This window comes from Microbacterium sp. Leaf288 (genome assembly GCF_001422925.1).
Taxonomy (GTDB): Bacteria; Actinomycetota; Actinomycetes; order Actinomycetales; family Microbacteriaceae; genus Microbacterium.
The window spans coordinates 572366-585417 of record NZ_LMNI01000011.1 but is presented as its reverse complement, the minus strand read 5'-3'; the positions used below and the strand labels follow the sequence as shown (position 1 = coordinate 585417).

The 13052-nt window shown below is 70.4% G+C and carries 17 protein-coding genes; 7 read left to right on the top strand and 10 right to left on the bottom strand.

The window, feature by feature from the left end; all coding sequences use genetic code 11:
• Positions 1 to 33: 33 nt before the first annotated feature.
• Positions 34 to 594, bottom strand: a complete 561-nt coding sequence (locus ASF40_RS12020; protein ID WP_056369314.1) for a Dps family protein — start codon at positions 592 to 594, stop codon at positions 34 to 36.
• Positions 595 to 657: 63 nt separating this feature from the next.
• Entirely contained in the window at positions 658 to 867 is a 210-nt protein-coding gene (locus ASF40_RS12015; RefSeq protein WP_056369312.1) for a DUF2510 domain-containing protein, read from the bottom strand.
• 317 nt (positions 868 to 1184) lie between these two features.
• Here ASF40_RS12015 and ASF40_RS12010 point away from each other — a divergent pair, with 317 nt between their 5' ends.
• The gene (locus ASF40_RS12010) at positions 1185 to 1430 is read left to right on the top strand and encodes a hypothetical protein (protein ID WP_056369309.1); all 246 of its coding nucleotides are present in this window, start codon (positions 1185 to 1187) and stop codon (positions 1428 to 1430) included.
• Positions 1431 to 1488: 58 nt separating this feature from the next.
• A complete protein-coding gene (locus ASF40_RS12005) occupies positions 1489 to 1824 on the top strand; it encodes a DUF6804 family protein (RefSeq protein WP_056369308.1) in 336 nt (111 codons plus the stop codon).
• 12 nt (positions 1825 to 1836) lie between these two features.
• On the opposite strand, the gene ASF40_RS12000 is transcribed toward ASF40_RS12005, so the two are convergent.
• From ASF40_RS12000 to ASF40_RS11985, 4 genes are all read right to left on the bottom strand, one after another.
• Complete coding sequence (locus ASF40_RS12000; protein ID WP_082497023.1) at positions 1837 to 2718, bottom strand: metalloregulator ArsR/SmtB family transcription factor; 882 nt, start codon at positions 2716 to 2718, stop codon at positions 1837 to 1839.
• Between the two features lie 46 nt (positions 2719 to 2764).
• Positions 2765 to 3427 carry a cation diffusion facilitator family transporter gene (locus tag ASF40_RS11995; protein ID WP_056369923.1) on the bottom strand — a complete coding sequence of 221 codons (663 nt, stop codon included), beginning with the start codon at positions 3425 to 3427 and terminating at the stop codon, positions 2765 to 2767.
• The gene (locus tag ASF40_RS11990; protein ID WP_056369306.1) at positions 3424 to 3762 is read right to left on the bottom strand and encodes an ArsR/SmtB family transcription factor; all 339 of its coding nucleotides are present in this window, start codon (positions 3760 to 3762) and stop codon (positions 3424 to 3426) included. Before ASF40_RS11990 ends, ASF40_RS11995 begins: the two co-directional genes overlap by 4 nt.
• A 147-nt stretch (positions 3763 to 3909) precedes the next feature.
• The gene (locus ASF40_RS11985) at positions 3910 to 4434 is read right to left on the bottom strand and encodes a TetR/AcrR family transcriptional regulator (protein ID WP_056369304.1); all 525 of its coding nucleotides are present in this window, start codon (positions 4432 to 4434) and stop codon (positions 3910 to 3912) included.
• A 98-nt stretch (positions 4435 to 4532) separates the two neighbouring features.
• Here ASF40_RS11985 and ASF40_RS11980 point away from each other — a divergent pair, with 98 nt between their 5' ends.
• The gene (locus ASF40_RS11980; protein WP_056369303.1) at positions 4533 to 5246 is read left to right on the top strand and encodes an MBL fold metallo-hydrolase; all 714 of its coding nucleotides are present in this window, start codon (positions 4533 to 4535) and stop codon (positions 5244 to 5246) included.
• A 54-nt stretch (positions 5247 to 5300) separates the two neighbouring features.
• On the opposite strand, the gene ASF40_RS11975 is transcribed toward ASF40_RS11980, so the two are convergent.
• The 3 genes from ASF40_RS11975 to ASF40_RS11965 form a co-directional block, all read right to left on the bottom strand.
• The gene (locus tag ASF40_RS11975; protein WP_056369301.1) at positions 5301 to 6695 is read right to left on the bottom strand and encodes an FAD-binding oxidoreductase; all 1395 of its coding nucleotides are present in this window, start codon (positions 6693 to 6695) and stop codon (positions 5301 to 5303) included.
• Positions 6696 to 6829: 134 nt separating this feature from the next.
• A complete protein-coding gene (locus ASF40_RS11970; RefSeq protein ID WP_056369299.1) occupies positions 6830 to 7321 on the bottom strand; it encodes a bifunctional nuclease family protein in 492 nt (163 codons plus the stop codon).
• Positions 7322 to 7487: 166 nt separating this feature from the next.
• Positions 7488 to 8441: an aldo/keto reductase gene (locus ASF40_RS11965; protein ID WP_056369297.1), complete on the bottom strand. Its 954-nt coding sequence runs from the start codon at positions 8439 to 8441 to the stop codon at positions 7488 to 7490.
• 136 nt (positions 8442 to 8577) lie between these two features.
• Here ASF40_RS11965 and ASF40_RS11960 point away from each other — a divergent pair, with 136 nt between their 5' ends.
• The 3 genes from ASF40_RS11960 (at position 8578) to ASF40_RS11950 (ending at position 10784) form a co-directional block, all read left to right on the top strand.
• On the top strand, positions 8578 to 9609 hold the full coding sequence (locus tag ASF40_RS11960) for an LLM class flavin-dependent oxidoreductase (RefSeq protein ID WP_056369296.1): 1032 nt from the start codon (positions 8578 to 8580) through the stop codon (positions 9607 to 9609).
• Between the two features lie 140 nt (positions 9610 to 9749).
• Positions 9750 to 10106: an SPW repeat domain-containing protein gene (locus tag ASF40_RS11955; RefSeq protein ID WP_056369293.1), complete on the top strand. Its 357-nt coding sequence runs from the start codon at positions 9750 to 9752 to the stop codon at positions 10104 to 10106.
• A 66-nt stretch (positions 10107 to 10172) separates the two neighbouring features.
• Positions 10173 to 10784 (top strand): TetR/AcrR family transcriptional regulator, encoded by a 612-nt coding sequence (locus ASF40_RS11950; protein ID WP_056369292.1) that lies wholly within the window; start codon positions 10173 to 10175, stop codon positions 10782 to 10784.
• Positions 10785 to 10799: 15 nt separating this feature from the next.
• Here the strand turns inward: ASF40_RS11950 and ASF40_RS11945 are convergent, their stop codons facing one another.
• On the bottom strand, positions 10800 to 12560 hold the full coding sequence (locus tag ASF40_RS11945; protein WP_056369290.1) for a Na+/H+ antiporter: 1761 nt from the start codon (positions 12558 to 12560) through the stop codon (positions 10800 to 10802).
• 141 nt (positions 12561 to 12701) lie between these two features.
• Here ASF40_RS11945 and ASF40_RS11940 point away from each other — a divergent pair, with 141 nt between their 5' ends.
• A complete protein-coding gene (locus ASF40_RS11940; protein ID WP_056369289.1) occupies positions 12702 to 13037 on the top strand; it encodes a cupin domain-containing protein in 336 nt (111 codons plus the stop codon).
• The last annotated feature ends 15 nt before the right edge of the window (positions 13038 to 13052 follow it).

Genomic DNA, 13052 nt, shown 5'->3' with positions numbered 1-13052 from the left:
TTACGGCTGCACCCCGTTTCTCGGGGCTCAGGGTCAGCCCTGCTTCGGCACCCGGTTCTCCGCGCTGACCATCCATGCGTACTGCTCGAGCTTCTCGATGATCTGATGGAGCAGATCCGCGCTGGTGGGATCCTCCTCGTCGACCGCGTCGTGCACGTCCCGGCAGGTGGCGACCGTGTTCTCGAGTCGTTCCGTGATGAGGTCGATCACGTCGGCGGTGGCGATCTCGCCCTGCGGGAACTCGGGAAGGCTGGTGGTTTCGGCGACAGTGTCGCTGCGCCCGTCGGGAAGGGCGTGGAGCGCCCGCATCCGCTCGGCGACGGCATCGCTGAACTCGCGAGCCGACTCGATGATCTCGTCCAGCTGTCGGTGCGTGTCGCGGAAGTTCTTGCCCACGACGTTCCAGTGGGCCTGCTTGCCCTGGGAGGCCAGCTCGATGAGATCGACGAGCACCTTCTGAAGGTTGTCGCTCAGCGCGGCCGAGGCGGTGAACCCGCTCTCGGCGTTCTGTTCCTTGGTGAGCTGGGCGCCGCGGGGAGCGCGCCGCTTGTTGCGTGTGGCGGACGTGGTGGAGTTCTTCGTCGTTGTGGCCATGAGGCCGACCGTACGGACGGACGCCGACTCACGCGCAGGGATTGTGCCCGATCGCCGGTCGTGCTAGTCGCTCACCGGCCCGCTGCCGAGCCCCCGCGACGACGCCCAGGTGGAGGCTGCGGAGGTGACGCCCTCACCGATCGGTCTCGGCGCACCGGCCTGAGCCTGGCGGAACATCTCGGTCCAGCGGACCCCGTCCCAGTAGCGCTCCCTCCCGTGCACGGGGGTGGGATACCACCCGGCCTTCGCCGCTGCGGGTGCCGAGTCGCACATGGGGATTCCTTTCGTCGTACAAGGGCCGGGGCGACCCGCCCCTGGACGCCGTGCATCCAGGGGCGAGCCGCCGCAGTGCTGTGGGCCGGGTTCCCCCGCGTAACGAGTACGCCCCCAAACCAGCACCGGCTAGAAGACGGCGGGTAGCGCCGTCGGCTCGCCAGCCCCACACACCGGCAAGGACCGAGGCCTTCGGGTCGGCCTCGATGCCACGAACGCTCCGTCTTCTATGGAGACTCTATAACTGCCCTATGCGTGGCGTATAGGAGCCTCAAGGTGACTCTCAGCATGTTCCCTGGCCGTGCTAAGGTGCCCGCATGGCGCGCCCCTACGGAGACCCCGTCGAGATCATCACCGCTCCCGTTCCTGCGCAGTCGCCGTTCATTCCGGCCGACGCCAAGATCGTGGTCGGCGCCGTGGCCCCCGCATCCCCGGATCCGATCCCGATCGTGCTGCTGCCGGGATTCGAGTACCGGATGCACGAGTGGCGCCACCCCGAGACGCACGAGATCCACTGGCGACTCGAGCGCCGTCGGGCGTCGCGGGTGTCCGACGACCAGTAGGTCGCCGCTCAGCGAGCGCGGATTCTCGCCGCGCCGGGAACGGTGAGAGAGTCGGAGCATGGCGAACAAGGACCGGACCGCCGCGACGTATCAGCGCAACGCCTTCGCGCCCAGCCTGATCGCGGCGATCGCGCTCTTCCTGGCGCCCTTGCTGATCGGCGGCGAGTGGTTCCTGCTGATCCGGTTCATCGTCGCGATCCTGGCCGTGATCGTCGCGTGGTTCGCATTCCAGGCACGGCACTGGTGGTGGATCCCGGTGTTCGCGGCGATCGCCGTCCTGTGGAACCCGATCTTCCCCTTCGCGTTCGACGGGCCCGTCTGGACCGCCGCGCAGCCCGTCGCCGCCGTGCTGTTCCTGGTCGCGGGGGCGACCATCCGGACCACCCGGAGCTGACGACACGCCGCGTCAGTACGCGAGGATCTCGTCCAGCAGCGCGCGCACACGGCCTTCGATGTCGTCACGGATGCTGCGAACCGTGACCATCGGCTTGCCCACGGGGTCTTCGAGCGGCCAGTCGAGATACCGCCGGCCCGGGTAGACCGGGCAGGTATCGCCGCATCCCATCGTCACGACGACGTCGGCCGCGCGGACGACGTCGTCGGTGAGCGGCTTCGGGAACTCCCCGCCGACGGACACGCCGATCTCGTCGAGCGCCTGGACGACCGACGTGCGCAGTTCCGGCCCGGGCGCCGAGCCGGCGCTGCGCACCCCCACACGATCGCCCGCGAGGTGCCGGAGGATTCCCGCGGCGAGCTGGGACCGCCCCGAGTTCTGCACGCAGACGAACAGCACCTCGGGTCGGGCGGGCAGATCACCCTGGGCGCGGCTGAGCGCTTCGAGTCGCGTCGCCGCGAAGGCGGCGGTCCTCGACGCGAGGAGCGGCGAGGTCGATCCGGTGGCGAGGAGGTCGTAGCTGTTCTGAACGCTCGCCCTCACGGTCTCGGCACTGAACGTACCGCGGAACCGCAGCGAGAGATCGTCCACGATCCGGTCGAGATCGGGCTCCGACGACGCCGAGTCATCGGCGCCGACGAGCGCGTTCACCCGATCGATCTGATCCGGCGCGATCGAATACCAGACGCGTCGTCCGTCGCGCTCCCTCACGACGACGCCTTCGGACAGCAGCGCCTTCATGTGGTGGCTCACGGTGGGCTGCCGGAGGCGCAGCGCGTCGGCGAGCTTTCCGACCAGCGCGTGCCCGCCGTCCGCGTCACGGATCAAGCGAAGGATGCGGGCACGGGTCGGGTCGGCGAGGACTGTGAGTCCGCGCTGGGCCGCGCCATTCATAGATGGGATTCTATCGACGCTCGATGGTCGACGAGGCCCCACCCTGTCACCCGCGATGGTGGTCGTCGGCGTCTTCGAGCAGCATGCCGACAGACGTTGCGCACGCGTCGCCGCGCCAGGCCTCCCGTCCCTCACGGACGGCGAAGACCGCGATCACGAGTCCCGCCACCGCATCGGCCCACCACCAGCCGAACATGCTGTTGAGCACGAGTCCGAGCAGAACCGACGCCGACAGATACGTGCAGATCAGCGTCTGCTTCGAATCGGCGACCGCCGTCGCCGACCCGAGCTCGCGGCCTGCGCGCCGCTCTGCCAGCGAGAGGAAGGGCATGATCACGACGCTGAGCGCGGTGATCACGATGCCGGCCGGGCTGTGCTCGACGTCGACCCACAGGATCAGAGTGAGTGCCGACGTCGCGGTCACGTACGCGGCGAGCGCGAAGAACGCGACCGCGATCACCCGAAGCGTGGGCCGCTCCCAGCGCTCGGGATCGCGACGTGTGAACTGCCAGGCGACAGCCGCCGCCGACAGCACCTCGATCGTCGAGTCCAGCCCGAAGGCGATGAGCGCGCCCGACGACGCGATGGTGCCGGCGGTGATCGCGACGATCGCCTCGACCACGTTGTAGGCGATCGTTGCCGCGACGATCCAGCGGATGCGACGCTCGAGGCTCTTCCGTCGCTCGCGGGTGAGGATGCCGGCGCTCATACGCACCCGCAGGTCTCGCCGGTGCAGCACGCGGGATCGACCGACAGGACGACCTGCAGCAGCTCGTCGAGCGCCGGCGCGAGGTGAGGATCCGCGAGCCGGTACGACGCGCGTCGGCCCTCGGGAGTCGCCACGACCAGACCGCAGCCGCGCAGGCACGCGAGCTGGTTCGACATCACCTGACGCGACACGCCCACGGCGTCGGCGAGATCGGACGGGTACGCGGGGCCCGTTCGAAGCGCCAGCAGGACGGCGCTGCGCGTGGGGTCGGCGAGCGCGTAGCCGAGCCGCGCGACGGCGGCGGTGTGGGACACAGTGGCGGTCGCCGATGTCATGGCCGCAATAGTACAGCGATCGCTGTATCGAATCCACCTCACCCGGCGCCCACGCTCACGCCCTCGAACTCGTGTCCTCGGAGATGACGTGGCATGCGAGCCTCACGATGCTCCGCATCCCCGGCCGCGCGGCGTGACGCAGCCGGTTCAGGCGCCGAGGCCGCGGCGCAGTGCGGCGAGACCGTAGTCGAACGCGCCGTCGACGTCGCCGCCGAGCCGGAAGGCTCCGGCGAGTTCCATGTGGATGAACCCCGTCGCCCACGCGGTCACGAGGCGCGCGGCGTCGAGGGCGTGCTTCTCACCGGCGATGACCGCGGCGCTGTCGACGATCGTCATCCCCGCGCGATCGAGCAGCTCCTGAGGAGCGGCGGCCGCGAACATCAGCCGGAATCCCTCCGGGCGCTCGTGCGCGAGCGCCCGGTAGGCACGGGCGAGACCTTCGAGAGAGCGATCGGATGCCTCGAGCCGGCCGGTCAGGTCGTCGACGGTCGCGGCGGCGACGGCCTCGAGCAGGGCATCGCGATCCCGCACGCGCTTGTAGAGCGACGGCGCCCGCACTCCCACGCGCTGCGCGACGCTCTGCATCGTCAGGCCCGTCGGGCCGGACTCCTCCAGGATGTCGCGTCCCGCCGCGACGATCTCGGCGTACGACGTGCGTTCCGGCGTCGGCATGCGAGCCTCCCTCGATGGCTATTGACAGTAGCCATGATAGCTACGTATCGTAGCCATGCCAACCCGGAAACACCGGCGGCTCCCGCGAAGGATCCCCCATGAAGCTCGCATCCCACCTGCACCGCATCGGCAACGACATCGTCGCCGCCTACCTCGTCGTGACGGACGACGGCGTCACCGTCGTCGACGCCGGCCTTCCCGGCCACTGGAAAGACCTCGTGCGCGAGCTCGAGGGACTCGGCCTCTCCCCCGCCGACGTCAAGGGCGTCGTGCTCACCCACGGAGACAGTGACCACATCGGCTTCGCCGAGCGCCTGCGCCGAGACCATGGCGTGCCCGTCTACGTGCACGAGGACGATGCCGAGCGCGCCCGGACCGGCGAGAAGCCGAAGGTGTCGACGGGGCCGATGAAGCTCGGGCCGACGCTCGGGTTCTTCGCATACGCGCTGCGCAAGCGCGCGATGCCGACGACCTACGTGTCGGAGGTCGTCGAGGTGCACGACGGCGATGTGCTGGATCTGCCCGGCTCCCCCGTGATCATCGGCATGCCCGGCCACTCGCCGGGCAGCATCGCGGTGCACATCCCCGTCGCCGACGCCGTGTTCGTGGGCGACGCGCTCACGACGCGCCATGTGCTCACCGGCCGCGAGGGAATGCAGCCCGCGCCGTTCACCGACGACCCCGCCGAGGCTCTGGCATCGCTCGAACACCTCGCCGGGCTGCAGGCCTCGTGGGTGCTCCCCGGTCACGGCGCACCCTGGAAGGGATCGCCCGCCGACGTCGCGGCAGCCGTTCGGGTGGGTGCGGCCTGAGCCGCATCCACCGCGACACCCACCGCCGATCGCCGAGACGGTGGACGCGTCGACTCAGACCGGCCGTGCGGCGGCGAAGAGGTTCGCCGGGTCGTAGTCGAGCTTGAGCTGACGCAGCCGCGCCCACGCCGCACCGAACGCCACCGAGCGATCGGCGCCGGGAGCGTCGACGAAGGTCAGGGCGAGCGCATCGACCCGCCACGCCACCATGGCCGCGACACCCGCGCGCACCGCAGCCGTCGCAGGGGCCACGGCCTCGGGCGCGGGCACCATCGCGATCGAGTGCACGAGATACTCCCCGTCGAGCGAGGCGATCGCGCCGCCGCCCTCCGGCCGCCGATTCACGGCGCCGCCGAGGTGACGCAGCTCCTGGACGAAGATCCCCGGGGTCTGAGCCGCCTCGACGAAGGCGTCGACGGCACGTGCCGGCAGCTCCCTCAGCACCGCGTGCCACGTCACCGACGGCGAAGGCTCGGGCGGGTCCATGTGCACGCCGACGAGCGCGGGCGCGGGGATGCGGGCGAACGTGTCGACCTCGGGCTGCAGCGCACGGAGCGGTTCGAGCAGAGCGGATGCCGCGGCATCCGTCTCTTCGATCGCCCCGTCGATCACGACGACCGACCGACCCGACAGGAACGGCGGCAGCTCGGGCATCGGCGGGATGTGGAGGATGCGCAGGGTGGTGGTCGCGGTCTCGGGCGCGGACTGTGTCCACTGCGCCCACGCGTGCGAGACCTCCGAAGCGCGCGACGCGTCCCACAGCAGCATGCCTGCGAAGACCTCCGCGAGCGGGAGCAGCTCGATCTCGATCGCGACGACGACGCCGAACGAGCCCGATCCGCCGCGCAGCGCCCAGAACAGCTCCGGGTGCTCGTCGGCGGTCGCGCGCACCAGCGAGCCGTCGGCCGTCACGACCTCCACGGCACGCACAGCGTTCACGGCGAGGCCGTGCGCACGGGCATAGAACGACAGCCCGCCGCTGAGCGAATACCCGACGACCGACACGTCGCCGGCGCTGCCGTGGAGGGCCGTCAGTCCGTGCGGGGCGGCCGCCTCGAGCACGTCGTTCCAGAGGGAGCCGCCGAGCACGCGCGCGGTGCGCGTCTTCGGGTCGACCGTCACGCCGCGCAGCGCCCGCAGCGAGACCAGCACGGTATGTGCGAGGTCGGTGTCGCTGAGCGCGCCCGCACCGTGGCCGGTCGACTGCGGCGCGATGCGCAGCCCCGAGAGCGTCGCTGCACGCACGACGTCGACGACGTCCTGCGGGGACTCCGGGATCACGACGGCGAACGGATGCTGCGCCACGGCGAGATTCCATGGCGTCCGGGCGGCGTCGTACCCGGCGTCGCCGCGCAGCAGGGCGCGGTCACCGAGAGCGGCGCGCAGCTCGGCCGCGGCTGCGGCCACGGCGGCGTGGGGCACGTCGAGGGCGAGGTCGTTGAGGGACATGGAGATGCCTTTCGGTGAAGGAGCGCAACGGAGCATCACGACGGGCTCCGTCCGTGTGGCCGCGCCACACGCGGCGGCCACCCCACGAAAGAGCGGGCTCCGCCGCCCCAGATACACGGCGGCGCGAATCCGGCTCAGCTCTCGAAGTCCTCCGGCTCGACCTCGTCGAGGAACCGCTTGAACTCGTCCAGCCGCTCTGCCGCATCGGTCTCGGTCAGCACGTCGGGCACGCCCGCCTCGGCCAGCACCGCGTCGGCAACCCAGATCGGCGCACCGACGCGACACGCGAGGGCCACGGCATCCGACGGACGCGCGTCGACGATCCGCTCGCCCAGCGCCGTCGACAGTGTGATCTCGGCGTAGAACGTGCCGTCCTCGATGCGGGTCACCTCGACCTTGACGGCCACCGCATCCAGCGCGGTGAGGATGAGCCCCATCAGATCGTGCGCGAGCGGTCGCGGCACCTCGGCGTTCTCGACGGCGACCAGGATCGAGGTGGCTTCGAGCTGACCGATCCAGATCGGCAGGACGAAGCCGTCGCCGGGGATCTGGTCGACGGGCTTGAGCAGCAGCACGTGCTGCCCCGACGCGTCGAGCGCCACACCGGCCACCCGGACCTGGACCATTGCGCACCCCCTCGGCTCGCGGCATCCGTCGGCGCCGTCTTCTCTCGGCCATCGTAGGCACCGCGCGCGCACCCGGGACAGGGGGTGCGCGCGCGGTGCGTTCTCGAGGGCCGGGTCGGACGACGATGACGTGCACCGTGCTCGTCGTCGCCGCACTGCAGGGTGATCAGACGGCCGCGGGCGTCCACTCCGACACGCGGGTGAGCGCCTCGACCTCATCGGCCGTGAGCTCCACGCGGGCGCCGTCGAGCAGATCGGCGACCTGCTCCACGCGCGATGCGCTCGCGATCGGGGCGGCCACCGTGGGCTGCGCGCGCAGCCACGCCAGGGCCGTTGCCGCGATCGAGACGCCGTGGGCGCGGCCGATGCCCTCGAGCGCGTCGAGGATCTCGAGCCCCTGGGCGGTGGCGTACTGCGACGCGGCGCCGGCGCGCGGGGAGGACTGGCCCGCAGCATCCGTCGACCGGTACTTCCCGGTGAGGAAGCCCTTCGCGAGCGAGAAGTAGGGCACCAGGCTCAGGTCGAACTCCTGCGCGAGCGGGATGATGTGCTCCTCGACGTCATTGCGGTGCACGAGGTTGTAGTGCGGCTGGACGGCCACGGGCAGCGCACTTCCGGCGGCCTGCGCGAGACCGACCCACTCGCGGATGCGGTCGGCGCTGTAGTTCGAGACCGCGGTGTAGCGCACAAGTCCGTCGGTGACGAGCTCGCCGAAGGCGGCGACGGTCTCCTCCAGGGGAACCGTCTCGTCGTCGAAGTGGGCGTAGTAGAGATCGATCGCGTCGACGCCGAGGCGCTTCAGCGACGCTTCGGCAGCAGCCCGCACGTTCTTCGCCGACAGCCCCTTGAATCCTGGGTGCTGGCTGACCTTCGTCGCGACGACGACGTTCTCGGGCCTCCGCGCCGCCAGCCACTCGCCGATGATCGTCTCGCTCTCGCCGCCGGAGTTGCCGTCGACCCACGCGCTGTACGAGTCCGCGGTGTCGATGAAGTTGCCGCCGCCGGCGTGGAACGCGTCGAGGATCGCGAACGACGCGTCGCGGTCGGCCGTCCAGCCGAACACGTTGCCGCCGAGCGAGAGGGGAAGGACGTCGAGGGAGCTGGTTCCGATGAAGGTCATGCTTCGAGGCAACCACGGGGTGCGCCGATCGCTTCCCCGATGACGCGCCATGACGCCTCGCGACCGGCCGCGGCATCGGCCGCAGCGCGAGTGCATTCACCGGAATGGATGCTGCGCGCGTACGGTTGCAGACGACATGCAGCGTTTCGGAACCCTCTCGTTCGGACACTATGGCCCGCTCGGCGGCGGGCGACAGCTCACCGCCGCCGACTCGATGCTGCAGGCGATCGACCTCGCCCAGGGCATGGACGAGCTGGGGGTGAACGGCGCGTACTTCCGCGTGCACCACTTCGCGCGCCAGCAGTCCTCCCCCATGCCGCTCCTGGCCGCCATCGCCGCACGCACCGAGAACATCGAAGTCGGCACCGGCGTCATCGACATGCGCTACGAGAACCCCCTCTACCTGGCTGAGGAGGCGGCATCCGTCGATCTCATCTCGGGCGGCAGGCTGGCGCTCGGGGTGAGCCGCGGCTCACCCGAGACCGTCGTCCGCGGCTACGAGACGTTCGGCTACACCGGCTCGGAGGACCCGCGGGGCGCGGACCTCGCGCGCGAGCACTTCGACCTCTTCCTGCGAGCGATCGACGGCGAAGGGCTGGCGGAACGGGATGCCTCGTCCCCCTTCGGCACCGGCACCACCGGGCTGCAGCGCATCGAGCCGCACTCCCCCGGCCTGCGCTCCCGCGTGTGGTGGGGCGCCGGCAACCGCGACTCCGCGGAATGGGCCGGCCGGACGGGCGTGAACCTCATGTCGTCGACCCTCCTCACCGAGGCCGACGGCACCCCGTTCGACCTGCTGCAGGCGCAGCAGATCGACGCGTTCCGCGCCGCGTGGCGCGAAGCCGGGCACGCCGGAGAGCCGCGGGTGTCGGTGAGCCGGTCGATCTTCCCCATCACCACCGCCGAGGAGCGGATGTACTTCGGCGGTCGTCAGGACGGCGACCAGATCGGCGTGATCGACGGCATCCGCTCGACCTTCGGCAAGACCTACGCGGCGGAGCCCGACGAGCTCGTCGAGCAGCTCAAGGAGGACGCCGCGATCGCATCGGCCGACACGCTGATGCTCACGATCCCGAGTCAGCTGGGCGTCGAGTTCAACCTGCGCGTCGTCGAGTCGTTCGCCAAGTACGTCGCACCAGCGCTCGGCTGGCAGTCCACGCGCGTCTGACCGGATTTCCTCTCTCCTCGAGGCGCCGCGGAACCCCTCATCGTCGCGCGGGCGGGTTCTTGACCGGTCGGTCAGTCAGGCGTACCGTTCGAATCGACCCCCGATCGGGAGCCATCTGATCTCGAAAGGAGGAGATCCGAATGAAGAAGTGGACTCGCTGGGAGGACTGGGTCGCAGCCGGTGTCGGCCTCATCGCCGTGGTGTGCGCGTTCGCCCTGCCGCAGATGGGCGCGTCGATGCCGTGGATGCTGATCGTCGGCGTCCTGCTGATCGCCGCAGGCGTCGCCAACCTCGCCATGCCGGGGATGGTGGCGATGGAGTACGTGCAGCTCGCGCTCGGCGCGCTGCTGTTCGTGGCTCCTTGGCTGGGCGGATACGCCGACATGCAGTCCGGCGCCGCCTGGGTCAGCTGGATCGGTGGAGCGGTCGCGGTGATCGTCGCCGCGCTCGCCGTGAGACCCGCCATGCACATGCACGACCAGGCCCTCCCGCACTGAGGTGCGAGCCGAGACGGGGGCGCCGGATCAGACCGACGCCCCCGCCGACCTTTTCCAGGACTCGACATGACCCGCAGTCGCGAGAGCCGCACGCTGATCCTCGACGCCGCCGAGCGCCTCTTCGCAGAGCGCGGCTTCGATGCCACCCCTACGACGGCGATCGCCGACCTCGCCGGTGTGCCCAAAGGGCTGCTGTTCTACTACTTCCCCACCAAGACCGATCTGCTCCGCGCCCTGGTGGGTGAGCGCCTGGACCTGGATCCGATCGACACCTCCGGACTCATCGCGCGCGGGGATCCGGCACAGACCCTGCTGAACGTGACGGACCGATTGCGTGAACTGCAGGCAGAGTCGGCGGTGCAGCGGGTCATCGTCTGGCGCGAACACCGCACGCACCCGGAGGTGCGCGAGAAGCTCCACGACTACCGCAGTCAGCTGCAGGCGCTCGTCGAGCGTGTGCTCGGCGCGAGCATCCTCCACCCGATCGCCGCGCGCCGGGTGCGCACCGCGGCGGCGGCCTGGGTGGCGATCATCACGACGCCGACGCTCCTCGACCGCCTCGGCGAGGAGGAGCCGATCACGGGTGAGGAGGAGATGCCCATCGACTCCGCGGAGTCGGCGGACCTGCCCGCCCTCGCGGACCTGATCTCGGCCGGCCTGCGCGACACTGCGGTGTGAACCCGCCGACGGGCGTCAGTCGAGCGTCTCGATGCCGGTGATCCGCAGCTCCTCGACGTCGAGACGCGTCTGGATCTGCGTCACGACGGCATCATCCACCGCGCCTTCGCGGCGCAGGCGATAGAGCACCTCGCGCTTGCGATCGAGCACCGCGATGCGCAGCCGCGAGTACTCCTCGTCGCGCTCACGGGGCGAGGGCAGCGGGGCGGGCGCCTCCAGGAGAGCCGTGGCCGTGGCGGATGCCTCTTCCGCCGCCGCCTCCGGCCGCTCTGCGCCCGCTCGGGACAAGCCGGCAGCCGTCGCCGGATCCGGCACGGCGTCACCCGTCTCCCCTATCCTGCGGTCGAGGTCGGCGATCTGGCGGTCGACCTCCGCCTGCTCTCGCGCTTGCGCGCGCTCGTTGTTGCGCTCGAGGAACTCGTAGTAATCGCGAGTCAGCCGATCTCGCGTCTCCTCGCTGATGCCATGGTCGAGCGCGATCTCCTTGACCGCGGTGAGAGCGGCACCCGTGATCGCGCGCTCGGCGAGTTCGAGCTCCTTCTGCATCGCCATGTCGTCGGGCAGGCGCGCCCACCGGACGACCGTGGGCAGCAGAGGTCCCTGCACGAGCAGCGTCAGGAGGATGACGCCGGCCGTCACGAAGATGATCTCGTCGCGGCCGGGCAGTGCCTCCCCCGAGGCGGTGGTCAGCGGCACCGACAGGGCGATCGCGAGCGACACCGCACCGCGGAACCCGGCGACGGCGCTCACGATCCGCGCCCGATAGGTCGTGCGGCGCAGACGCTGCGAGGGCCGGCGATCGAGCAGGCGGATGATCATGACGGACGTCGTCTGGAAGACGAACCGCGCGACGAGCAGCACGAGCCACACCGCGACGGTCATCACCGCCAGCCAGCCGATCTCGCGGCCGGGGATCTCATGAGCGACGGCTTGCACCTCGAACCCGATCAGCACGAACAGCGAGCCGTTGAGCAGAAAGGAGCCGAGGGGCCAGGTCCATGCGGCCTGCCGGCGCGAGGCGGCGGTACTGATGCGCGGTTGGATGTAGGCGATGATGAGGCCCGCGACCACAACGGCGAGCACGCCCGACGCGTGGATGAGCTCGGCCACCAGAAACGCCGTGAACGGCACCAGCAGCAGAGCGATATTGAGGTTCAGCGTGTTGCGGGTGCGTCGCATCACCAGGTAGGCGAGACCCGCGACGACGATACCCGCGGCCGCCCCGCCGACGTACGACAGCGCTACGAGGCCGGTGACGTCCAGCGGGGTGTACGTGCCGCCGACCGCCACTCCCACGGCCACCCCGTAGATGACGAGCGCCGTGCCGTCGTTGGTGAGGCTCTCGGCTTTGAGGTTCATGAAGTTGCGACGCGGCAGCATGCGGCCGAGCGCCGCCACCGCGGTCGCATCCGTCGGGGCGACCGCCGCCCCCAGGATGAGGGCGGCGTCCCACGGCAGGCCGAGCAGGTACGCGATGCCGGCGACGGCGAACGCACTGGCGACCACCAGCGCCGTGCTCATCAAGAAGATGCCGCGGAAGTCGCGGCGGATCGACCGCAGTGAGGTGGTGAGGCTCTCCCAGAACAGCAGCACGGGAAGGAACAGCAGCAGCACGGTCTCAGGCGGCAGTTCGATCTCGCGAACCTCGGGGATGAATCCGAGCGCCAGCCCCGCGACCACCAACAGCAGCGGAACCGCCACCCGGAGCCGGGGCGCGAGGATCGCGCCGGTGAGCACAGTGATCCCGACGAGCACGGTGACTTCGAGTCCGTTCATGCGCGGTCTCCCTTCAGTGCAATGATCCACGCAACCGCGCACGGGGCGAAGGGATTCCCGATGCCGGCGGCCGCAGGGCCTGTCTCAGTCGGCGGCCGCGCGGGTAGACTCCGGCCTGTCGAGGCGATGGAGGCGACGCGGATGGACAGCACGGATCTGGCCGATCTGATCGACGACCTGACCGCGAAGGCGCGCGATGCGTCGAGCGGGCGCGCCGCGCGCACCATCCGCGGCGGCCATGAGCACGCCCTGCGCGAGACCGTCATCGCGCTGTGCGCCGGTCACGAGCTCGCCGAGCACGAGAGCCCGCACGAAGCCACGTTGCAGGTGCTGCGCGGGCGGGTGCGACTCCTCGCCGGCGACGAGGCGTGGGACGGAGCATCCGGCGATCACCTCACGGTGCCGCCGCAGCGCCACAGCCTTGCTGCGCTCGAGGACTCGGTCGTGCTGCTGACCGTCTCGAACCGCGTGCCCTGACACTCGGCCTCCGGT